General features: G+C 56.2%; 18 protein-coding genes. 6 read left to right on the plus strand and 12 right to left on the minus strand.

Features of this window, described 5'->3' with window-relative positions:
* Nucleotides 1-22 precede the first annotated feature (22 nt).
* Entirely contained in the window at nucleotides 23-1,783 is a 1,761-nt protein-coding gene (locus tag HEQ34_RS08420; RefSeq protein ID WP_296199629.1) for a cation:proton antiporter, read from the plus strand.
* On the opposite strand, the gene alaS is transcribed toward HEQ34_RS08420, so the two are convergent.
* From alaS to dapA, 8 genes are all read right to left on the minus strand, one after another.
* Entirely contained in the window at nucleotides 1,780-4,422 is a 2,643-nt protein-coding gene (gene alaS / locus HEQ34_RS08425; protein ID WP_296199631.1) for an alanine--tRNA ligase, read from the minus strand. The two genes, HEQ34_RS08420 and alaS, sit on opposite strands and share 4 nt — an antisense overlap.
* 64 nt (nucleotides 4,423-4,486) lie before the next feature.
* Nucleotides 4,487-5,113, minus strand: a complete 627-nt coding sequence (locus HEQ34_RS08430) for a glutathione S-transferase (RefSeq protein WP_296199632.1) — start codon at nucleotides 5,111-5,113, stop codon at nucleotides 4,487-4,489.
* Between the two features lie 10 nt (nucleotides 5,114-5,123).
* The gene (gene speB, locus HEQ34_RS08435; RefSeq protein WP_296199634.1) at nucleotides 5,124-5,942 is read right to left on the minus strand and encodes an agmatinase; all 819 of its coding nucleotides are present in this window, start codon (nucleotides 5,940-5,942) and stop codon (nucleotides 5,124-5,126) included.
* A gap of 446 nt (nucleotides 5,943-6,388) precedes the next feature.
* Nucleotides 6,389-7,468 carry a recombinase RecA gene (gene recA / locus HEQ34_RS08440; RefSeq protein WP_296199636.1) on the minus strand — a complete coding sequence of 360 codons (1,080 nt, stop codon included), beginning with the start codon at nucleotides 7,466-7,468 and terminating at the stop codon, nucleotides 6,389-6,391.
* Nucleotides 7,469-7,594: 126 nt separating this feature from the next.
* The gene (locus HEQ34_RS08445; RefSeq protein WP_296199638.1) at nucleotides 7,595-10,003 is read right to left on the minus strand and encodes a PAS domain-containing sensor histidine kinase; all 2,409 of its coding nucleotides are present in this window, start codon (nucleotides 10,001-10,003) and stop codon (nucleotides 7,595-7,597) included.
* A 137-nt stretch (nucleotides 10,004-10,140) separates the two neighbouring features.
* Complete coding sequence (locus tag HEQ34_RS08450) at nucleotides 10,141-10,707, minus strand: DUF2062 domain-containing protein (protein WP_296199639.1); 567 nt, start codon at nucleotides 10,705-10,707, stop codon at nucleotides 10,141-10,143.
* A complete protein-coding gene (gene smpB / locus HEQ34_RS08455; protein ID WP_125230014.1) occupies nucleotides 10,704-11,186 on the minus strand; it encodes an SsrA-binding protein SmpB in 483 nt (160 codons plus the stop codon). The genes HEQ34_RS08450 and smpB overlap by 4 nt, the downstream gene beginning before the upstream one ends.
* Nucleotides 11,186-12,061, minus strand: coding sequence for a 4-hydroxy-tetrahydrodipicolinate synthase (dapA, locus tag HEQ34_RS08460; protein WP_296199642.1), 876 nt, complete (start codon nucleotides 12,059-12,061; stop codon nucleotides 11,186-11,188). The genes smpB and dapA overlap by 1 nt, the downstream gene beginning before the upstream one ends.
* Before the next feature lie 87 nt (nucleotides 12,062-12,148).
* On the opposite strand from dapA, the gene HEQ34_RS08465 reads away from it, so the two are divergent.
* Nucleotides 12,149-14,176, plus strand: a complete 2,028-nt coding sequence (locus HEQ34_RS08465; protein WP_296199644.1) for a lytic transglycosylase domain-containing protein — start codon at nucleotides 12,149-12,151, stop codon at nucleotides 14,174-14,176.
* A gap of 101 nt (nucleotides 14,177-14,277) precedes the next feature.
* Entirely contained in the window at nucleotides 14,278-14,766 is a 489-nt protein-coding gene (locus HEQ34_RS08470) for a GreA/GreB family elongation factor (protein ID WP_296199646.1), read from the plus strand.
* Here HEQ34_RS08470 and HEQ34_RS08475 read toward each other — a convergent pair.
* The gene (locus HEQ34_RS08475) at nucleotides 14,748-15,533 is read right to left on the minus strand and encodes a polyphosphate kinase (RefSeq protein WP_296199648.1); all 786 of its coding nucleotides are present in this window, start codon (nucleotides 15,531-15,533) and stop codon (nucleotides 14,748-14,750) included. The genes HEQ34_RS08470 and HEQ34_RS08475 overlap by 19 nt on opposite strands.
* A gap of 95 nt (nucleotides 15,534-15,628) precedes the next feature.
* Nucleotides 15,629-17,413 (minus strand): aspartate--tRNA ligase, encoded by a 1,785-nt coding sequence (gene aspS, locus HEQ34_RS08480; protein ID WP_296199650.1) that lies wholly within the window; start codon nucleotides 17,411-17,413, stop codon nucleotides 15,629-15,631.
* A gap of 94 nt (nucleotides 17,414-17,507) precedes the next feature.
* On the opposite strand from aspS, the gene rnd reads away from it, so the two are divergent.
* On the plus strand, nucleotides 17,508-18,704 hold the full coding sequence (rnd, locus tag HEQ34_RS08485; protein WP_296199652.1) for a ribonuclease D: 1,197 nt from the start codon (nucleotides 17,508-17,510) through the stop codon (nucleotides 18,702-18,704).
* A 14-nt stretch (nucleotides 18,705-18,718) separates the two neighbouring features.
* Here rnd and HEQ34_RS08490 read toward each other — a convergent pair whose 3' ends face one another.
* Both HEQ34_RS08490 and HEQ34_RS08495 read right to left on the minus strand, forming a co-directional pair.
* The gene (locus HEQ34_RS08490) at nucleotides 18,719-19,303 is read right to left on the minus strand and encodes a DnaA/Hda family protein (protein ID WP_296199654.1); all 585 of its coding nucleotides are present in this window, start codon (nucleotides 19,301-19,303) and stop codon (nucleotides 18,719-18,721) included.
* 17 nt (nucleotides 19,304-19,320) lie between these two features.
* On the minus strand, nucleotides 19,321-20,376 hold the full coding sequence (locus HEQ34_RS08495) for a heavy-metal-associated domain-containing protein (protein ID WP_296199656.1): 1,056 nt from the start codon (nucleotides 20,374-20,376) through the stop codon (nucleotides 19,321-19,323).
* 61 nt (nucleotides 20,377-20,437) lie between these two features.
* On the opposite strand from HEQ34_RS08495, the gene purM reads away from it, so the two are divergent.
* Nucleotides 20,438-21,544: a phosphoribosylformylglycinamidine cyclo-ligase gene (gene purM / locus HEQ34_RS08500; protein ID WP_296199658.1), complete on the plus strand. Its 1,107-nt coding sequence runs from the start codon at nucleotides 20,438-20,440 to the stop codon at nucleotides 21,542-21,544.
* Between the two features lie 168 nt (nucleotides 21,545-21,712).
* A partial coding sequence (locus tag HEQ34_RS08505; protein WP_296199661.1) for a formyltransferase family protein occupies nucleotides 21,713-22,161 on the plus strand: 449 nt, incomplete at its 3' end.

Consider the following 22,161-nt stretch of genomic DNA (forward strand, 5'->3'; position numbering starts at 1 on the left):
CCCCTGTGCGTAAATGGCATTTATGGCAGGCGAACTACAAACCGAAGGCATTAGCGATCTGCTCGTCATATTGGGCGCAGCGGGAATAGTGATCCCCGCTTTTGCCCGGCTTCGCATCACGCCCATCATTGGTTTTATATTGGTCGGGATAATGGTTGGCCCAATGGGACTTGGATCGTTGGTGCCTCGTTATCCCATGCTCGAATGGGTCACCATCACCAATCCAGAGGCGATTCATCCCATAGGCGAATATGGCATTATTTTATTGCTGTTCTCCATTGGTCTTGAACTATCTTTCCGCAGATTATGGAAAATGCGGCGCTTGGTGTTCGGCGTCGGCGCAGCGCAATTATTTGGCGCTGGCCTGATTATCGCGGCTGGTCTGTATCTGTTCGGATATGGCGCGACCGCCGCCATCGGCATTGGCGTTGCATTAGCGCTTTCTTCCACAGCGTTGGTGCTTCCAATATCCGGCACGCATTCCGCCGTGGGTAAGTCAGCGCTGGCCATGTTGCTGTTCGAAGATTTGGCCATCGTCCCAATAATATTCGTTTTGGGTGCATTGGCGCCACAAGCCGGGGCGGATTCATGGACAGGTCTCGTCACCGTATTGTGGCAGGGGGCGCTGGTTATTATCGGAATGCTTGTGCTTGGCCGCTTTTTTTTGCCCCGCCTGTTCGGGCAAGCTGCGCGCACAAAAAGCCCTGAATTATTTGTATCGATCAGCTTGCTCGTTGTCATTGTCGCAAGTCTGGCGACGGGCGCGGTTGGCCTTTCGCCTATCGTCGGCGCAATGATCGCTGGCCTGTTGATTGCCGAAACCGATTACCATAACGAAGTCGAAGTGATGACAGCACCATTCAAAGGGCTGGCACTGGGCGTGTTCCTGATCAGCATCGGTATGCAGGTTGATCTGCGCTTTGTGGCGGCCAACTGGGTGGCTTTGGTGGGCGCGGTTTCGGCGGTCGTGCTGATCAAGGCATGTGTCACCGCAGCTTTGTTAAAGCTAAATGGCGCGCGCACGGGCACAGCGACCGAAACCGGCGTCCTTATGGGCAGTCCGTCGGAAACGACGTTGATCGTGCTGGGTGCCGCCGGTGCCGCTCAGATTATTGACGCTGCCGCAATCAATTTCTGGCAAGTGGCAACTGCGATTGGCCTGACGATCACCCCCATATTGGCGCGGATCGGTCAAGATATGGCCCGCCGTCTCGAGCTGCGCGAGAGCGATGATGAGATGCACGAACAAGACCCGACGCAGGAGCCGCGAACGGTCGTGATCGGCTTTGGCCGGGTCGGACAGCTAGTGGCCGATATGCTGATCACGCACGGGCAGCCTTATGTTGCCGTGGAATCCAATGTCGACGCGGTAACCGCCGCGCGGCGCGGGGGTTATAAGGTTATTTATGGCGACATTTCACGGCCCGAAACGCTGGATAAATTGGGCTTGGGTCATGCCAAGGCGCTGATCCTGACAATGGACCAACCGGTATTGGCCGAACATATCGTCAAGCGCGTCCGTCAATGGTTGCCCGATATCACGATTGTCGCGCGCGCCCGTGATCCGGACCATGCCGCGCGGCTCTATCAGGCAGGCGCGACCGACGCCGTGCCGGAAACGCTGGAAAGCTCGCTTCAGCTATCGGAAGCAGTGCTCGTCGATCTGGGCGTTGCCATGGGCCCCGTCATCGCGTCGATCCACGAAAAGCGCGACGAATTCCGGCGTCAGATAAAGGAAGCCGGGGGGCTTGAAGAGACCCCCAAGCTTAAACTTACCTCTTAACCAGAGATTTTTGCCTTAATCGCATCCAACGCCGCTTGCGCCAATTCAGCGCCCGCAGGACCGCCGCCTTGCGCCATGTCGGGGCGTCCGCCGCCGCCTTGCGCGCCCATGGCCTGCGTCGCCACACGCACAAGGTCAGGCGCAGTTATGGTGCCATGCAAGGCAGGCGAGACGGCGACCACAACCGTATTGCTGTTTTCATTCGCGGCGATGATGGCGACGATGCCCGTGCCAATGGCCTTCATCTGGTCATCCGCAAGGCCGCGCAGCATTTTTGGTTCAATACCTGCGATAACTTGCCCCATGAAGGTAATATCACCGATGTGTTCGGCCTCTACCTTCGGACCACCGCCACCGGACAAAGCGAGCGCAGTTTTGGCTTCGGACAGTTCCTTCTCCATCCGCTTGCGTTCGTTCATGAGCGTTTCGATGCGCGCGCCCACTTCGTCCGGCGCAGTTTTCAGCATCGCAGCGACATTCTTCAACTGCGTCTCACGGCCAACAAGCCATAAGCGCGCCGCTTCGCCCGTCAGCGCCTCAATGCGGCGAATGCCGCTTGCAACTGCGCCTTCGGAGATGATCGTGAACAAGGCGATGTCGCCCAAGGCGTTGACATGGGTGCCGCCGCACAGTTCCAACGAATAATGCGCGTCCTCGCTCTTGCCCATCGTCAAAACGCGGACTTCTTCGCCATATTTTTCGCCGAACAAGGCCAGCGCGCCAGCGGCGACGGCGTCATCGGGGGTCATCAACCGCGTCGTCACCGCGTCATTGCCACGGATTTGCGCGTTCACGTCGGCCTCGATCATCGCAATTTCTTGCGGCGTCACTGCTTGGTTATGCGAAAAGTCGAACCGCAAGCGATCCGGTGCCACCATGCTGCCCTTTTGGCTGACATGGTCGCCCAAGCGATGGCGCAATGATGCATGCAGTAAATGTGTGGCGCTGTGGTTGGCGCGCAATGCGTCGCGGCGCGCAGTATCGATTTTCAGCGTCACAAAATCGCCGACTTTGATCTCGCCTGTGCCAATCGTTACCTGATGCGCATGCAGTCGGCCCAAGGGCTTTGCCGTGTCCGTCACTTCGCCGCGCATATTGCTGCTGGAAATAACGCCAGCGTCACCCATCTGGCCGCCGCTCTCGCCGTAAAATGGAGTCTGATTCGTAATGACCGTGACCGTGTCATTGGCGAGGGCCGATTGCACCTCAATGCCGTCGTTGACGAGAGCCACAACCTGTCCCTCGCCTTCGCTTGCGGCATAGCCGGTAAACTCGGTGCTGCCGACGCGTTCGGCGATATCGAACCAGACATCGTCCGACGCCTTCGCGCCGGAACCCTTCCACGCAGCCCGCGCCATGGCTTTTTGACTATTCATCGCGGTTTCAAAACCCGCCTGATCAATACCAAAGCCTTGCGCACGCAAAGCGTCTTCGGTCAGGTCATAAGGAAAACCATAAGTGTCATACAGCTTGAACGCTGTGTCGCCTGCCAAGATATCGCCCGGCGTCATGCCAGCGGTCGCTTCGTCGAGTAGCTTAATGCCCTTATCAAGCGTCCGGCGGAACTGCGTTTCCTCTTGCTTCAACGTCGCCTCAATCATGGGCTGCGCGCGCAATAGTTCGGGGTAGGCCGCACCCATTTCGGCGGCAAGGCTTCCGACCAGACGGTGCATCAATGGCTCTTTGGCACCAAGAATATGCGCATGGCGCATGGCGCGGCGCATGATCCGCCGCAAGACATAGCCGCGCCCTTCATTGGACGGCATCACGCCATCGGCGAGCAGGAAGCTGGTCGAGCGCAAATGGTCCGCGATGACGCGATGGCTGGCCTTTTGATCGCCAACCGCCTTTGTGCCCGTGAGCTCCTCAGACGCGTTGATCAATGCCTTGAACGTATCCGTGTCGTAATTGTCCGGCACGCCTTGCATGACCGCCGCGATCCGCTCAAGGCCCATGCCCGTATCAATAGACGGCTTGGGCAATGGCACGTCGGTGCCGTCGTCCTGCCGTTCAAACTGCATGAACACGAGGTTCCAGATTTCGACAAAACGGTCGCCATCTTCATCCGGGCTTCCCGGTGGGCCACCGAAAATATGGTCGCCATGGTCGTAGAATATCTCGCTGCATGGTCCGCAGGGCCCAGTGTCGCCCATCGACCAAAAATTGTCCGTCGTGGCGATACGGATGATCCGTTCTTCAGGCAGGCCGGCAATCTTGCGCCACAGGTCGAACGCCTCATCATCGGTGTGATAGACGGTGGTCGTCAACCGTGCTGGGTTAAGCCCCCATTCCTTGGTCAACAATGTCCATGCATGGGTAATCGCCTGCTCTTTGAAATAATCGCCGAAGGAAAAATTGCCGAGCATTTCAAAAAACGTGTGATGCCGCGCAGTATAGCCAACATTATCGAGGTCGTTATGCTTGCCCCCTGCCCGCACGCATTTCTGGCTTGAGGCGGCACGCGGCGTTTCGCGACTTTCAAGGCCCGTAAACACGTTTTTGAACGGCACCATCCCGGCATTGACGAACATCAATGTCGGGTCATTATAGGGCACGAGCGGTGCAGACTGCACTATGTCATGATTGGCACCACCGAAATAATCGAGGAAGCCGCGGCGAATGTCATTGGTCGATGTCATAATGACTGCGACTTAGGGAACGACTCGCCGCGCTGCAAGCCGGATATGCAGTTTGCGACCGCCATCACGCATAGGCATAAGGTCCGCCCTTTTGCAGGGCGGTCTGATACGCCGGACGGGCGTGGATTTTTTCGACGAAAGCAGTGAGGTTTGGCAGGTTTGCAGCCCGGCCCATTTTAACCGCTGCTTCGGCCGGAAAACTCATCATAATGTCAGCGCCAGTGAAGGTATCGCCAACAAACCAGCCCGTCGCTTTCAAATTGTCGTCCATAAACGCAAAATGGCTTTCAAGCTGCTGACTAATGCGCGAATGCAAGGGTGCCGCAGCATCGCCCAAACGCGCAGTATACAGGTTTAGCAAGATCGGCGTCATCGCCGAGCCTTCGGCAAAATGCATGAATTCAAGATAGCGGACATGCGCGTCGGTTCCACGTGCCGGCACAAGATGCGCACCATTATGACGTTCACACAGATATTCGACGATTGCGCCGGATTCGAAAATCACATTGCCGTCATCTTCAATCAACGGCGATTTACCCAAAGGATGGACGTTCAAAAGCGCTTCGGGCGCAAGATTGGTCACAGCATCACGGGCATGATGGCGGATTTCATAAGGAAGGTTCAGTTCTTCCAGCAACCACAAGATACGTTGCGAACGCGAATTGTTGAGATGGTGTACGATGATAGTCATAGCTGCTTCCTTATATATGGTCGTAATTTTGATGCATTTGCGCGGCGATTTCGCGCACCAGCTTGGCGGCGACTATGGCGGTAATGTCGTTCACGTCACGCGCGGGGTTAAGTTCGACGATGTCCGCGCCCACGATCCGCGCGCGTTGTTTGGCGATAATGGACAGGACTTCGCGGACCGTTAAGCCGCCGGGCTCTGGATGTGCCACGCCGGGCGCTTCGGACGGGTCGATGCCGTCAAGGTCAACGCTGATATATAATGGGCCGTCAAGGATGGGCACCATATTGGCGTCGAAGTTCAACATCGGCAGAATTTCGACATCGTAACGGTCCGCTTGTGCGCGGCAGTGCGTATTCAACGTGCGAATACCGACCTGCACGATATGTTTTGCATGGCCCCCTTCCATTATGCGCGCAAAAGGCGAGGCATGGCTGCGCGGATTGCCTTCGAAATCGGCATATAGATCGGGATGCGCATCAAAATGCAGGATGTTTAGCGGTCCATGCCGCGCCGCTAGCGCCGCAACGATGGGGTACGTCACCGCATGATCACCGCCAAGCAACAGCGGGATAGCATCTGCCTCCACGCTTTGGGTCACCGCCCGCAGAATTAATGCGTCATCGGCAGCGCAGTCAACGTCCGATAAGGGCAAATCGCCAAGGTCCTTGAGCATGACGTCCGTACCAATTTCAAGGCCGGATTGCGCGGATAGATTGCCCCGGTCGCTCCATAATGCCGTGCGGATGGCCGGTGGTGCCAATGCTGCACCGCGCGCGAATGAACTGTTCTGATCAGTCGGCAAGCCGATAAGATGAATGACGGGCCCCATGCCGACCGTTGTGCCCCAGCCATTGTGCCTGTCAAGAACTTAGGGTCAGGACCACTTAAATCCACCGTCGCGGCGTCAAAATGGCAAAGGTATCGAAGGAAAATGTCCGCCGCAGGCAGTTATTCTGCCAGCAAGGGCATTTTGCTTTGAGATCGAAGCCATTTTGGCGTCCTTCGGATTTGACCCATACTGTCCATTGCCGCGTTGGCAAGCTTGGACTTAGAACCACTAAGCCCTGCGCTTGCCGCCTTGCACTGAACAGTATGGCCTCAAACCGCGAAGGTGGATTTAAGTGGTCCTGACCCTAGCGCCCGTGCGTCCGCCGATGCAGTGAAGGCGGCAAGGGGAAGCATCTATCGACCTTCACACAAATGACCCGCCCCGGGGTGGACCAGGGCGGGCCGAAAGCAGCAGCCTCAGGCAAGGCCGCGCTTGTTCGTCAATTCTTAAACGTCGTCGTCTGCGTCGGGCCCGGTCATCAGGACCTCAGCGACCTCTTCTGTCTTGCCGCGAATGGCGGCTTCCAACCGGGCCGCAACCTCCGGATTTTCGGTCAGATAGTTTTTGGAATTCTCACGACCTTGGCCAATACGGATCGAATCATAGCTAAACCAACTACCCGATTTTTCGACCAATCCCGCCTTCACCCCCAGATCGAGCAGCTCACCCGTTTTGGAAATGCCTTCGCCATACATGATGTCAAATTCGACCTGTTTGAATGGCGGCGCGACCTTGTTCTTCACAACCTTCACGCGGGTCGTGTTGCCTACAATATCCTCGCCTGCCTTGATCTGGCCTGTGCGGCGAATGTCCAAACGCACCGATGCATAGAATTTCAGCGCATTGCCGCCCGTTGTGGTTTCTGGCGAACCATACATCACCCCGATCTTCATACGAATCTGGTTGATGAAGATGACCATGCAGTTCGACCGGCTGATCGAACCTGTAATCTTGCGCAGCGCTTGGCTCATCAACCGCGCCTGCAAACCCACATGGCTGTCGCCCATTTCGCCTTCGATTTCCGCGCGCGGGACAAGTGCCGCGACCGAGTCGATGACGATGATGTCCACGGCGTTTGAACGCACCAAAGTGTCGGCAATCTCAAGCGCTTGTTCACCCGTATCTGGCTGCGACACGATCAAATTGTCCACGTCGACGCCAAGCTTCTTCGCATAGCCGGGATCAAGCGCATGCTCTGCGTCGATAAATGCCGCCGTGCCGCCTGCTTTTTGCGCCTCTGCAATCACGTGCAGGGTCAATGTCGTCTTACCCGAACTTTCAGGGCCATAAATTTCAATCACGCGTCCCTTGGGCAATCCACCAATGCCAAGCGCGATATCCAACCCAAGCGAACCCGTCGACACCGCATCGATACTAATCGCTTCACGACTGCCAAGCTTCATCGCCGAACCCTTGCCGAATGCGCGATCAATCTGCGCCAAGGCTGCTTCTAGGGCCTTTTCACGTTCCGAATTTTTCATACCGTTTGCCTGATTCCCATCAATTATCTTGAGACTAGCTGCCATTTTTCCACTCCTTAGCGTCATGCCTATTCCGAAATACTTCGTCGGAACACCACCTATGTACGCCTTCTGTTCCAAAAGAACAAGAGTGGAACAAATAAATTTACATCTTGTATTTCAATATCTAATCTAATCGTCCTTCGCAAGCGCATCGTGAACCGCTTCGGCAATTTGCTGGACGGAAAACGGCTTAGCCAAGAAAGCGACATTGTCGAGGCTGATCGTTTCGCGCAATTGCTCCTCTGCATAGCCAGATATGAACAGCAACCGGATATCGCCATAACTTTCGCGCAATCGCCGTGCCATGGATGGCCCATCCAAATTGGGCATCACGACATCGGATACGACCAAGTCGTAACGCTTCCCGTCGGCGAAGAGTTCAAGTGCTTGTTCACCATCATTCGCGGTTTCCACCACATAGCCTTGCCGGACCAGCGCCCGTTCGGCCACGGCGCGCACCATGTCCTCATCCTCAACGATTAATATCCTGCCGCTGCCCCAAAGGTCCTTTGGCTTGTACAATTCGCGCCTCGTGACTTCAGGCGTTGGAATTTCGCCCCGGTGGACCGGCAGGAAGATGTCAAACCGCGTTCCATTTTGCAGTTGGGAGTCTGCAAAAATAAATCCGCCAGATTGTTTGACGATGCCATATACCGTTGACAGGCCAAGCCCTGTGCCTTTGCCCATTTCCTTGGTCGTAAAAAACGGTTCGAATATCTTCGACAGATTTTCTTTCGGGATGCCAACGCCGCTGTCTTCGACAGACAGTTGGACATAATCACCTATTGGTAAAAACTCTCTGCCCATTGCGGCAACTTCGCTTTGGCTGACAGCGACGGTGCTGATGTGTACGACGCCACCCTTGGGCATAGCGTCACGCGCATTCACGCCCAGGTTGATGATAACTTGTTCAAGCTGCCCCGGGTCAGCCCGCACTGCGCCAACGCCGCGCCCATGATGCACCTCAAGCCGCACGGTTTCGCCCAAAAGTCGCTTCAACAGGCTGGAGACATCGGCCACCACATTGGCGAGTTGCAGGATTTGCGGACGCAGGGTCTGCTGACGCGAAAAGGCCAGTAACTGGCGCGTCAGGCTGGCCGCGCGGTTGGAGTTATTCTTAATCTGCTGGATATCGTCATAATCGCTGTCGCCCGGCTGATGTCGCAACAGCATCAGGTCGCAATAGCCAATGATCGCAGTCAGGATATTGTTAAAGTCATGCGCGACGCCACCTGCAAGCTGGCCAATGGATTCCATCTTGGTCTGCTGCGCGACTTGGCGTTTCAGTGTAATCTCTTCGCTATTATCCTTCAGCCCGAGCAGCACCGCAGCCTCACCTAGTCCGCGCACGCCAGCGATCGACAAAGCGATCACCTCGTCGGGCCGCTCCTTCAGCCGAATGGCGATATCGCCTGAAGTTACTGCGCCGCTGCCGTAGCGCCGAATGCTATCAAGGACCGCGCCTTTGTCCTCGTTGATGACAAGATCGCCCGGATAAGGCGGCAATTTATCTGCCTGCACATCAAGCACGCGCGCGAAGGCGTCATTGGCAAACAGGAACCGTCCGTCGCGATCAACCAGCGCAAGCCCAAGTGGAAGCGTCGACAGCAATTGTTCCACATGCGCCAGCGCCAAACCGCGATCAACTTTCACGCCTTCTTCATCGACCGCGAGCAAAAGCGCTGCGCTTTCGGCATTTTCTTCGTTCAAAGGCACGTGCAGCAACCGGATCGGCAAACCCCGGCGCCCCTCGCGTTCAAAGTATACGCTACCTTTTTCATCCATTCGGACAAAATCGGCAAAGAGCTGACCAAGAATAGGCTCCATATCCGTGCCCGTCGCGCGCAATGCAAAGGCGGCATTGGCCGCACGCACTGCGCCATCCGCGCTAACGGCGACCGCCATCACGCCGCTGCTGGACATCGCCCGGCCAATGCGCCCCGTAATCACCTCAATCGCGCGGTGTTCAATGGCGATCTCCTCTACCGCCGCCAAATGCCACAACAGATATTCATCGGCCATGCCTGCTCGAGCAACCTTTACGCGGAAGGTTCTGCCATCTTGAACGATCGTTGCGATATCCGTGCTTCCGTCGCGCCATGCGGCACGACCTGCGGCAACAAGCAATGCACGATTGGCGTCATCGACGCCAAGGTCTGGTGGCGCTTTCAATCCCGGAAAGGCTATTGTGTAATGGTCATTGGCGCAGACCAAACGGCCTGCCCGGTCGCTGATCGCAATGGCAGCATTGCTCATCTGAGTCGCGGCATGGGTTATCGACCAATCAGGCACCGACAATTCAGACGCGCTGTCGACAGAAGGCCCGCTGCGGAAAAAATGAATGACGCCGACGGTGGCGATTATCGTTGCAGCGCATGATCCCAACAGGATGATATTTTCCGTCGAAAACCACACAATTGTGAGCGACAATATGGTTGCCAGCACCACGACCCCGAGCTTTTGAAAATCCAGCCGCGGATAGGCATCGACATCCCCGCCAAGCATCTGAAAATCAGTCGGCGACGGTATCTTGTTCAAAACGGCCCCTTACCCGATAAAATCGCGCGGCGCAGACTTAAAGCACAGTTTACCATAGCCATGGGCTGGAACGCATCGCACCGTTTGTCAAGATTTCGTGATCGCCATGCAGGTTCTGCCTCGAACTTACCGAAACTTCATCTGCCCGACAGAAGTGACTTCGACCGACGACGCCATTTGGCACTTATGCGCCAACGCCAAAACCAGGCGGAGATGAAATAGCCAACGGCGGCCATCACAATCGAAATAATTGCCAGCCCAGCTATCCCCTGAACAAGTGCAAGCGGCGCTTCATTCCAGACATAATCACCCCAAGCGGATAATGGCGCAGCCGTTTCAATGAGTTCATAAAATCGCCCGGAACCATTGTTTAACCGCAAAACGGATTCACCGACATAGATCGACCCGAAGAGGATAAACGGCGTGGTCGCTGGCATACTGAGAAAAGTCATCGCCGCGCCGATTGGAATATTGGCACGGAACGGCAGCGCCAATAATGCTACGCCAGCAATTTGGACACCGGGTATCAGCAGGAAAATGCCGACGAGCAGGCCAAGCGCGACGCCGCGCGGCACCGAACGGCGCGTAAATCGCCACAATGCCGGGTGGAAAACGCGTTGCGCAAAAGGACGCAGAAAACGGCTGCGTTCAAAGCTGTCGCGAGTCGGCGCTTGCTTATGTAACCAGGCGTTGAATTTGCTCATCCGCGATCCCGCATAATTCGTCCTTGTTCGCGCTTCCAGTCACGCTCTTTTTCCGTCGCACGCTTGTCTGGGGCCTTTTTGCCCTTTGCCAAAGCCAGTTCCACTTTCGCCCGGCCCCGGCCATTGAAGTAAATCGACAGCGGCACGAGCGTCATACCTTGACGCATAACCGCTCCATGCAGCTTATTTATTTCACGTTCATTAAGTAGCAACTTGCGCGGGCGCTTCGGTTCGTGATTGAAGCGGTTGCCATGACTGAATTCAGGAATATTGGCATTAATCAGCCAAATTTGATCATCACGAACTTCGGCGTAACTCTCGGCAATTGACCCCTCGCCAAAGCGTAACGACTTTACCTCCGTACCAGTCAGGACAATGCCAGCTTCATATTTGTCATCGATATGAAAATCATAGCGCGCCCGCCGGTTTTCGGCGACCGTTTTGACCTTGTTAAATGCTTCCGGCTTTGGACGAGTCATCAGATCAGACCTGCATTCTCCAAAGCGGCATCAACCTGACGGCGGCTCGTCTCACTCGGCGGTGTCATTGGCAAACGCAACTCCGTCGGGAAGCCTTCGATTACCTGAGACAGAGCATATTTGATTGGACCGGGGGACGCATCAGAAAACAATGCCAAATGCAAGGGATAGAGTTTGTCGTTCAGCTTGCGCGCCAAATCATAGTCACCCGATGCACAAGCCGCCTGAAACTCTGCGCATAGCTTCGGCGCGACATTCGCCGTCACCGAAATACAGCCTTTGCCACCTGCTGCGTTGAACGCGAGCGACTGTTCATCGACGCCTGACAACAGACAGAAGTCCGGCCCACAGGCCAAACGGTGGTCGGTGACACGCGGCATGTCGCCACTGGCATCCTTAATGCCGATTATGGTTGGCAACTTTGCCAGACGGGCGACGGTTTCCGGCTTGATATCCGTCACCGTGCGCGCCGGCACATTGTAGAGCAGTATCGGCAGATCGTTCTTTTTCGTCATATGTTCGAAATGCGCGTAAATGCCCTCTTGATTTGGCCGGTTGTAATAAGGCGCAACCACAAGCCCAGCGGCGGCCCCGCTTTTCTTAGAAAAGTTGAGGTGCAGGACAGCGTTGTTTGTGTCGTTTGAACCGCAACCCGCGATGACAGGCACGCGCCCAGCGGCTTGCTCGATGCATATCTCAATGACACGATGATGCTCCGCGTTAGACAGTGTCGACGCCTCTCCAGTGGTTCCTGCGGGCACAAGCGCGCTTGAGCCTTGCTCGATTTGCCAATCGATTATCGCACGAAAATGCTTTTCGCTAAACGCTCCGTCGCAAAAAGGAGTCACTAGAGCCGGTATTGATCCGGAAAACATATAACAGGACTTCCATTCTGATCCAAATTGAACGCTAAGCTTAATATAGTCGCTTGTTCAGCGATTGATAAGTTTGAGGTCCATAATATGTCCGGCATGGTAAAGCACCTTCTTTCAGCATCGGCTCTCATTATTTCATTTGCTGCGCTCGCCTCCGCGCAGCAATCCGATGGTATCATATGGAAACCCGGCACTGGCGGTGGACAAATGTCCGCGCCATCTGGACAACCACTGTCTACACCCGTCATTTACGACCCAAGCGAGGGCAAAATCCCCGCCGCGCTGCAGCGTTGGAAAATGTTAAGCGCACCCGGCAATTTCAGCTTTAACGATTATGCATCATTCCTCATGCTTTACCCGGATTGGCCAAATGCGGACGACATGCGCAAAAAGGCGGAACAGGCGATAAATCCCCTGTCTTACTCTCCAAACCAAGTAGTGGCTTATTTTGACCGCTTGCCGCCAGTCACCAATGAAGGCCGCGCAAAATTTGCATTGGCGCTGGATAGCGTTGGCGACAAGGCGCGTGCCGAAACACAAGCGCGCGAAGCTTGGCGCGGTGGCGCGCTGAGCGACGAAGATGAAGGTCGGGTTTTCCGCATTGCCAGCGGCACCCTGACATCCGCCGACCATGATGCACGAATCGACCGGCTGCTCTGGTCAGGATCGACGCGCGCCGCCGAACGTTGGATCGCATTCACCTCGCCGCAGCGCCGCCCTGCGTTTGTCGCTGCGCTTGCAACGCGGATGAAGGCACAAGATGCCGACTTGAAGGTGCAAGAGGCAGGCGTTTTTGCGAATAACGAAGCCAGTCTGCTGGCGGCGCGGGCGGACGCGATGCGTGATGCTGGTAACGGCTTTGCTGTGCGCGAATTGCTTGCAAACCGCGGGAATCTGGTCGCACCGGTGCCCGTCCCCAAGGATTGGTACCAATTGCTACTCACGCATGCCCGCGCTGCCGAAATGGACGGCCAGTATGACGTGGCATATCGCATCGCCTCGCGTGTGGACGACGCCATCCCTGCTGGCCTTGTCATGGCGGATCAGGATCTGCCGACGCGTGATCGCTATACCAGCCTTACTTGGCTGGCCGGATCGGTGGCTATGGACCGTTTGGGCCGCCCGCGTGATGCCGTAAGCATGTTCGAACGCTATGCGACTGCCGCAAAAACCGCACAAACCCGATCAAAGGGTTTTTATTGGGCGGGCAAGGCCGCAGCAAAGGCTGGCGACCCGTCAAGCGCGACGCTTTATTATGAACAAGCAGCGGCATATTATGAAAGCTTTTTTGGCCAGTTGTCTTTGGAGCAGCTGCGTCGTGCCTTACCGCAAGTTCCGCGCGTGGCAGCTACCCCGCCTGTTCTGGCGGACGGGAATCTTCCCCCTGTGCATTTGGCGGCGGCGCTGGCCGCAAAATATGGTAGCTGGCGTGACCAAAGCAATTTTTTCAGAGCCATTGCCCGCCACGCGGATGACCGTGACGCATATACCGCTGCGATTGGCCTTTCGCAAGCGCTTGGCCGTCCCGATTTAGCTGTCATGGCGGGTCGTGCAGCGCGCACCGATGGCATCCCCGATTTGCTGGGTAACAGCTACCCCACCGTCAATGTTCCAGCGGCGCATAGTCAGACTTGGACGCTCGCCCATGCGATCATGCGTCAGGAAAGCCAGTTTGACCGCGCCGCCGTCAGCCACGCAGGAGCACGCGGCCTGATGCAATTGATGCCCGGAACCGCGCGGGAGACATCGGGCAAAATCTCAATGGCCTATCGTCCTGATGCGCTGACCGTTGATACCGATTACAACATCGCCTTGGGTGCCACCTATATTGAGCGCATGCTCGATTATTATGACGGAAGCTATCCCTTGGCCATTGCCGCATATAATGGCGGTCCGGGTAACGTGAACAAATGGCTCCGCGCCTATGGCGACCCACGCACAGGCAGCATCGATATGATGGATTGGATTGAGAAAATCCCGCTCAGCGAAACCCGCGATTATGTCTACCGCGTTTTGGAAAATGCGGTGATGTATGACCATCTCCACCCCGAAAAGGCACGGGTGCAGTCATCTACGCCACTTAGCGCCTATTTGGGCAAGTCTACGCCGGGTTAACATCCGCCCTTTCGTGCCGGGCGCAGTCACGGCACCGCAAGGTTGTGCGGCGCGTCTGGGGTCTCTCGACTCTCCTCGACCCGAACGGCTAAGGCAGATGTATGGCCGAGCGCACCAACCCGATCACCCCAGCCGGATTCGCGGCCTTGCGCGAACGCTATGAACAACTATTCGCCATCGACCGCCCAGCAGTCGTCGAAATCGTCCATTGGGCCGCCGGCAATGGCGACCGAAGCGAGAATGGCGATTATATCTATGGCCGCCAGAAACTGCGCGCGATTGACCGGGAATTGGGTCAGTTGTCCAAAAAGATGAAAGTCGCGCAAATACTCGACCCATCCAAGCAAGAGGACCGAAGCCGCATATTCTTTGGTGCGTGCGTCACGATTGCGGATGTCGATGACATGGAACGCACGATCACAATCCTTGGTGATGACGAAGCAGATGCCAGCAACGGACGCATAGGCTGGAACGCGCCGCTTTCCCGCGCCCTACGCGGGGCGCGCGTGGGTGATGTCAAAACCGTAAATTTGCCCACAGGGCCCAAAGAATGGGAAGTATTACGTATAGACTATCCCTTGGGGGAATAGCCAATCGTCCGCTGCGCCAACGCCACGACCGCTGGATCGGCGTCCGGAAACTCCTGCGGCACGCTCTTCTCTAATTCTGCGATCACATGCGAAAGGACCGCTATTCGCGCCGCCTTTTGATTATTGCCGTCAACAACGGTCCAGGGTGCCCAATGCGTATGCGTGCGCTTGAACATATCCTTTAGCGCGTCGAGATATTGCTCCCGCTTTTCGCGATTGCGAAAATCTTCTGCAGTGACTTTCCACCTTTTGGTTGGATCATCCAGCCGTTCGATCAGAACCTTGTCTTGTGTTTCGGCGGTCACATGCAGGAATATCTTGATAATCTTTGTGCCGATTTCGCCTTGGCGCGATTCAAATTCGTTGATTTCGTCATAACCGCGCCGCCATTCGGCTTCGGTGCAAAATCCCTCCACACGCTCCACAAGCACGCGGCCGTAGTGACTTCTGTCCCAAATGCTGATTTCCTGTTTGCCCGGCAATTTGTTCCAGAAGCGCCACAGGAAATGCTTGTCCTTTTCTTCTAAAGTCGGCGCAGAAATCGGGAAGACCTGATAAAAACGCGGGTCAAGCAAAGAGGTCATGCGCTTAATTGCGCCGCCCTTGCCTGCGGCATCCCAGCCTTCGAATATGATTAAAGTGCGCGCCTCATGCAGGATGTGCAGTGCTTGTAGCTCGGACAAGCGATCCTGAAGGCTTTTCAGGTCCTTGTCATATGAGCCATCATAAATTTTGCCGGCTTCAAACTTGGAAAGGTCAATGGACATGCCCGCTTTCCAGCATCTATTGCGCGGACAAACAAGCAAAAGCGCAGCTCTGTCCCCAAAAGGGACAGATCCTACGCCTAATTTTGTCGCTGACATCAGGCCTTGGGCGGTTGTTCCAATACACGAATGTGCAATTCGCGCAACTGCTTAGCCATCGCAGGCGACGGCGCACCCATCAAAAGGTCCTCGGCCCGCTGGTTCATCGGGAAAAGCGTGATTTCGCGCAGATTCTGCACGCCGCACAAGAGCATGACCATCCGGTCCACCCCTGCGGCCATGCCGCCATGCGGTGGCGCACCAAATTGGAAAGCGCGATACATGCCGCCAAAACGCGCCTCAACATCCGCCTGCGTCAAACCCGTGAGTTCAAACGCCTTGACCATCAAATCGGGGTGCTGGTTCCGAATCGAGCCTGACGCAAGCTCATAGCCGTTACAGACCATGTCATATTGATACGCCTTGATGGTAAGCGGGTCCTGCGTTTCGAGCGCCTGTAGCCCGCCCTGTGGCATGGAGAAGGGGTTGTGGGCAAAGTCGACCTTTTTGTCTTCCTCGCTCCATTCGTAGAACGGGAAGTCAATGATCCAGCAAAAACGGAACGCGTCCTTTTCAATCAGGTCAAGCTGCTCGCCCGTCCGCGTGCGGGCCGCGCCAGCCAGCTTTGCCGCTTGCTCTTCCTTGCCAGCGGCGAAGAAGCAACCATCGTCTGGCCCAAGTCCAATAGCTTCGTACAGCGCGCGCATCCCCTCTTCGCCATGGTTCTTGGCGATTGGGCCGCCAAACTCGCCACCCTTGCGGGTGACATAACCAAGTCCGGCATGACCTTCGCTGCGCGCCCATTCGTTCATATCGTCGAAGAATTTACGGCTCTTGTCCGCAGTCTTTGGCGCAGGAATGGCGCGGACAACGCCGCCGCCTTCAACAATGCGTTCAAACAGGCCGAAGCCAGAGGTTTTGAAATGATCGGTAACGTCGTGGATCATCAGCGGATTGCGCAAATCCGGCTTGTCAGTGCCGTAATCTAACATCGCCTTTGAATGTGGGATGCGCGGGAACTGTCCTGCTGGTGTCACTTTTTTGCCGTCGGCAAATGCTTCGAACACACCCGCCATCACGGGTTCCATCGTGTCCCAGATTTCTTCTTGCGTGACAAAGCTCATTTCCAGATCAAGCTGGTAAAATTCGCCCGGCAAACGGTCGGCGCGCGGGTCTTCATCGCGGAAACAGGGGGCAATCTGAAAATAGCGGTCGAAACCGGCGACCATCAACAACTGCTTATACTGCTGTGGTGCTTGCGGCAGTGCAAAGAATTTGCCTGCGTGGATGCGGCTTGGCACAAGAAAGTCGCGCGCGCCTTCGGGACTGGATGCGGTCAGGATGGGCGTTGAATATTCGGTGAAGCCGATATCTTCCATCCGGCGGCGCGTTTCGCGAATGATCTGTGTGCGCTTGACGATATTGGCGTGCAGCGTTTCGCGGCGCAAATCGAGAAAGCGGTATTTCAGACGCGTTTCTTCAGGATATTCTTGCTCACCGGCAACTGGCAACGGCAGTTCTTCTGACTTGCTCAGCACGGTCACGCTGCGAGCGAAGACTTCAATCTGCCCGGTCGGCAGATGGGCATTGACCGTGCTTGCGCTGCGGGCCTTCACCTCGCCATCAATGGTTATGACGCTTTCGAGGCGCAACGCCTCCAATATCGGCAAAGCGGGGCTGTCGGTATCGGCCACGATCTGCGTCATGCCATAATGGTCGCGCAGGTCGACGAACAACACACCGCCATGGTCGCGCTTACGGTGGACCCAGCCCGACAGGCGGACGGTTTCGCCCACATGGGAATCCCGGAGTTCAGCGCATTTGTGCGTACGATAAGCGTGCATTGTTTACTCAATTCAAAAAAGCTGTGGAAAGCGGGCCTGTCAACAGTGCAGCGGCACTTTGTCAAGTCGTGAATGGGTGCTACGGCGATACCCAATGCAGATTCATCCTCTTATCACCGACAGCAAACGTCTCGCCGAATTATGCGCACGCCTTGCACAATCGCCTTTTATTGCGGTCGACACCGAATTTATGCGGGAAAACACTTATTATCCTGACTTATGTTTGGTTCAACTGGCAGACGCCAATGAGGCTGCGGCAATTGACCCCAAGGCCGAGGGGCTTGACCTCGCGCCAATGCTTGAGCTGCTGTGCGAAAATGAGGATGTGTTGAAGGTTTTCCACGCGGGCGGGCAGGATATCGAGATATTTTTCAACCTGACCAGCAAAACCCCGTATCCCATGTTCGACACGCAAATTGCCGCCATGGCGCTGGGTCAGGGTGAGCAAGTCGGTTACTCAAACCTCGTCGACCTGTGGATGGGTATCCAATTGGACAAGGGCGCCCGCTTCACCGATTGGTCACGGCGTCCTCTTGATAAACGCCAAATTGATTATGCCATTGCCGATGTGACGCATTTGTCCGTCATTTTTCCGATGATGCTTGAAAAGCTTAAGTCTACGGGTCGCGGTGCGTGGTTGAATGACGAGATGGAGCGGATTTCCGACGCCGCCAATTATCGCAATGACCCCGAAAACGCGTGGGCACGGATTAAGGTACAATCGCGCAAGCCCGAAGTGCTTGGTCGGCTTCAAGCCATGGCTGCGTGGCGCGAAAAAGAGGCGCAGCGCAAGAATATCCCGCGTGGACGGATTATGAAGGATGAAACGCTGGCCGATATCGCCGCGCATCCACCCAAAAGTCAGGCTGACCTACCCAAAGTGCGCGGTCTTTCGCCCGCATGGCGCGACAATGACATTGGTGCGCGCCTGATCGGGGTGATTGAAGCGAGCCAGCCTATGGCGCGTGAAAATTTGCCAGACCGTGCCCGATCGTCCCCTGGCGGTGGCAAAGATGGTTCGTTAGTCGCGGATCTGCTGAAGCTATTGCTCAAAATCCGGTCACGCGAAATTAACGTGGCCCCGCGCTTGATTGTACGGACGGAAGAGCTTGAGCGCTTGGCTGCTGGCGAGCGCGAAGACCTTGAAGTGTTAACGGGATGGCGTTTTGACCAATTCGGGCGCGATGCTCTTGACCTTGTCGAAGGACGGTTGGCCTTTGCCGTGGTCAATGGCAAGCTCAAGATGACCCTAACGCATGAAGAAGACATGGTGCGGGAAACACCGGCTTAGGGTCAGGACCTAGATCAGCCTTCGAGAACTTTTTTTACCAAGGTCAAATTTACGGGCGCATTTTCCGAGAGCGCCATGGCGTTTGCGGATCGCGCAAATTTTTCTATGGCAACATAGCTGCGTTCGATACGCCGTTTCACATAGCTTACGGCATCGATACTAATCGCTGCGCCCCGGTCGGCGAGTTGTTTTTGCAGTAATTGTTCAATCATCTCGTCATCCGGCGGCGCAATGTCGAGCAACATTGCCGCGCCTAATCGCGACTGCAAATCGGGCAATGCAATATTCCATTCCGAAGGTTGCCAACGCGATATCAGCAATAACGGCACGCCGCTCTCTTGCGAACGGTTCCACGCATTGAAAATTGTTTCGTCAGAACGCGCCTCGGCTTCATCGATAACAGTGCCATTCCGTCCCGAAAAATAACGCGCCATCAGTGTTTTTCCGGAGCGCGCCGGCCCTGTAAGAATTGCACAGCCCGTTGCCCAGCCCGCCGCACTGGAAAGCCCGGCAAAGGCCGCTGCGTTCGAATCCGTAATGATGAGGCTGGACGACGCGCCACTGCGCAACTCATCCAAGGGTAAGGCAATTTGACGCATCGACCCGCTAAATGCGCTTATGGCCGGGGTTGAGGCGCGGAAGGGGCCTGCCCCTCTGGCACAATGGATCTGACGACGTCATCAAGCGATGGCGCGGCGGATTCCTGCACCGTTGCGCCGGTTTGATCCCCGGCCGCAGCGTCTTCGACTGCACCTTCCAGATCCTCGTCCTCAACCACTTCGGGTTCTAGGACCAGCGAGGCATCCGCCCGCAGGCGCCCTGAGGAGAAGGCCGATTGGAATAATTGATCCATCCGCAATACAGCTTGATCCATCATCGCAGGAATGCCCGCGCTACTCGATGTGCGCAACGTGAATGCACCCAAAAACTTGTTATCCGGGCCATAACGCGCCGAGAAACGTCCGATGACTGGACCACCGGGCCATTGCCGTTCAATCCGCGCAATGGGAATGATAACGTCCGCCGCACCAAATTGGTCAAGGATCGTGCGCCACCAAATGCGGCTGCGGCGTTCCGGTTGGCCGGCATTCAACAAAAGCGACTCGCCGCCTGCCCCGCTTGGGCGGACATAATCGATCGTGCTGTCTGCGGTACGAAATTTGGCCCAGCTCCGTTGCCATGATGTGCGCTGTTCAAACACTGTGGGTGCACCTGCAGAATAGGTCACGGGCAACAACATCAAAGGCGCAGAACGCCTTGCAACGCCGCTGACGCCCAGCAACTGACCCGCCCGCGCGCGATCAAACAGGACGCCCAGCTTTGCGACATAACGGCGTGGGCCAATTTGTTCCCGTTCCACCACAATGGCGGCAGTGATGCCGTCCAATGTCGAATCGGACAGATTAGCCCCTGCTTCATTATGGGTTTTGCGCCACAATGCCGCCCAAGCGATGCGCTGCGCCTGCTCCCACCCCTTTTTTCGTGCTTCAAAGGCGTTGTCGCCAACCACATTGACCGAAACGCCGGTAACTTCAAAGTCTCCGGCGCTCGCAATCGGCGCAATACCGCGCTTTGGCCCCTCAATCTGCGCAACAACGATGCCGCCGCCAACCAGCGCCAAAGGCAAGCCGAACGCTGCAATGCGGAACCAATTCTTGCGCAAATTTGTCATCTCGGCACCTTTAGGCGACATAGACGTGGAATTCCAAGCCTGTTCTCGCTAACGGCGACAAATGGACGCAAAAGATCAAACCCCAGAATCCTACACTTACGCCAAGGCGGGTGTTTCCATCGAAACCGGCAATGCTCTGGTGCGCGCCATTGCGCCACTGGCCAAAGCAACGCGTCGTGCAGGTGCCGACGCGGACCTTGGCGGATTTGGCGGGTTCTTCGATTTGAAAGCAGCAGGGTTTCGTGACCCGTTACTGGTCGCGGCCAATGACGGTGTGGGAACAAAACTGAAACTGGCGATAGAGTGCGGACGGCACGAAGGCGTCGGTATTGATTTGGTCGCGATGTGCGCAAATGACTTGATCGTGCAAGGCGCAGAGCCGCTGTTTTTCCTTGATTATTATGCGACCGGCAAGCTGGACAATACTATCGCGACATCGGTCGTGGCCAGCATCGCTAAGGGCTGCAAACTGGCTGGATGCGCGCTGATCGGCGGCGAAACCGCGGAAATGCCCGGCATGTATTCCGACGGTGATTATGACCTCGCCGGTTTTTGTGTCGGCGCAGTGGAACGCGACCAAGTCCTGACCGCCGACAAAATTGTGGCCGGTGATGTCATCTTGGGTCTCGCGTCTTCGGGCGTGCACTCCAACGGCTTTTCCTTGGTGCGCCGACTTGCGGCGGACAAGGGGTGGAAGCTGGATCGTCCCGCTCTGTTCGACCAGAATGTGATCCTGATCGACGCGCTGATGGCGCCAACCCGGATTTATGTAAAATCGTTGTTGCCGCTGGTGCGCACGGGCAAAATCCACGCGATGGCGCATATCACCGGCGGCGGTTTGCTCGAAAATATTCCACGTATTTTGCCGGCGGGGCTGCATGCGCATGTCAACGCGGACGCTTGGACACAGCCGCGCCTAATGGCGTTTTTGCAGGCCCAAGGAAATATTGAGCCTGAGGAAATGGCGCGCACATTTAACTGTGGTGTCGGCATGGCTGTTGTTGTGGCACAGGCGGATGTTGCGGATGTGACAACTGCGCTTGAGACCGCTGGTGAGACGGTGTTCAACATCGGTCACATTGCAGATGGAAACAAGGGCTGCACCGTCACGGGTTCTGTCGAAACATGGAGCGCGCAATCCGATTGGACTGCGACTTATGGAGGCTAAACTGCCTTTATTCCCTTCCCGCAGGCGGGAGGGGCCAGGGGCGGGGCGCACCGAAGGTTCGCTTGCAGCGTTTAATGTGGAGGCCATCCCCCGGCCCATCCCGCCTGCGGGAGGGGAGAGAAATTGAAAGCCAGAATCGCCGTCCTCATCTCCGGCGCGGGCACCAATATGGCCGCGTTGTTGTATGCCGCAAAACTGCCAAGCTGCCCCTATGAAATTGTTCTGGTCGCCAGCAACAATCCAGACGCAGAAGGGCTAAAAATCGCCGCGACAGAAGGCATTCCAACCTTTGCGGTGTCTCATATCGGCCTTGACCGCGCCGCGCATGACGCGGTCATGCATGACGCGATCGTCGAGGCCGGTGCGGTCTATGTCGCTTTGGCTGGATATATGCGGATATTGTCCACGGAATTCGTCGCAAAATGGGATGGGCGCATGCTCAATATCCACCCTTCTTTGCTGCCAAAGTATAAGGGCCTGCACACCCATCAAAGAGCTATTGACGCCAAAGACACAGTCGCGGGAACCAGCGTGCATTTGGTGACGGCGGAGCTGGACGATGGCCCCGTGCTTGGCCAAATCGAAGTCACGATTTTGCCCGGCGACACAGCAGATAC

The sequence above is a fragment of the Sphingorhabdus sp. genome, from assembly GCF_023910635.1.
Taxonomy (GTDB): Bacteria; Pseudomonadota; Alphaproteobacteria; order Sphingomonadales; family Sphingomonadaceae; genus Sphingorhabdus_B.

What these genes read in the sequence shown, in the direction of transcription:
- HEQ34_RS08465 (WP_296199644.1), top strand. Translation starts at nt 12,149, where the DNA reads ATGTCCGGCATGGTAAAGCACCTTCTTTCAGCATCGGCTCTCATTATT.
- HEQ34_RS08470 (WP_296199646.1), top strand. Translation starts at nt 14,278, where the DNA reads ATGGCCGAGCGCACCAACCCGATCACCCCAGCCGGATTCGCGGCCTTG.
- HEQ34_RS08430 (WP_296199632.1), bottom strand. Translation starts at nt 5,113, where the DNA reads ATGACTATCATCGTACACCATCTCAACAATTCGCGTTCGCAACGTATC.
- smpB (WP_125230014.1), bottom strand. Translation starts at nt 11,186, where the DNA reads ATGACTCGTCCAAAGCCGGAAGCATTTAACAAGGTCAAAACGGTCGCC.
- aspS (WP_296199650.1), bottom strand. Translation starts at nt 17,413, where the DNA reads ATGCACGCTTATCGTACGCACAAATGCGCTGAACTCCGGGATTCCCAT.
- dapA (WP_296199642.1), bottom strand. Translation starts at nt 12,061, where the DNA reads ATGTTTTCCGGATCAATACCGGCTCTAGTGACTCCTTTTTGCGACGGA.
- rnd (WP_296199652.1), top strand. Translation starts at nt 17,508, where the DNA reads ATGCAGATTCATCCTCTTATCACCGACAGCAAACGTCTCGCCGAATTA.
- recA (WP_296199636.1), bottom strand. Translation starts at nt 7,468, where the DNA reads ATGGCAGCTAGTCTCAAGATAATTGATGGGAATCAGGCAAACGGTATG.
- HEQ34_RS08495 (WP_296199656.1), bottom strand. Translation starts at nt 20,376, where the DNA reads ATGACAAATTTGCGCAAGAATTGGTTCCGCATTGCAGCGTTCGGCTTG.
- speB (WP_296199634.1), bottom strand. Translation starts at nt 5,942, where the DNA reads ATGGGGCCCGTCATTCATCTTATCGGCTTGCCGACTGATCAGAACAGT.
- HEQ34_RS08475 (WP_296199648.1), bottom strand. Translation starts at nt 15,533, where the DNA reads ATGTCCATTGACCTTTCCAAGTTTGAAGCCGGCAAAATTTATGATGGC.
- purM (WP_296199658.1), top strand. Translation starts at nt 20,438, where the DNA reads ATGGACGCAAAAGATCAAACCCCAGAATCCTACACTTACGCCAAGGCG.
- HEQ34_RS08450 (WP_296199639.1), bottom strand. Translation starts at nt 10,707, where the DNA reads ATGAGCAAATTCAACGCCTGGTTACATAAGCAAGCGCCGACTCGCGAC.
- HEQ34_RS08490 (WP_296199654.1), bottom strand. Translation starts at nt 19,303, where the DNA reads ATGCGTCAAATTGCCTTACCCTTGGATGAGTTGCGCAGTGGCGCGTCG.
- HEQ34_RS08420 (WP_296199629.1), top strand. Translation starts at nt 23, where the DNA reads ATGGCAGGCGAACTACAAACCGAAGGCATTAGCGATCTGCTCGTCATA.
- alaS (WP_296199631.1), bottom strand. Translation starts at nt 4,422, where the DNA reads ATGACATCGACCAATGACATTCGCCGCGGCTTCCTCGATTATTTCGGT.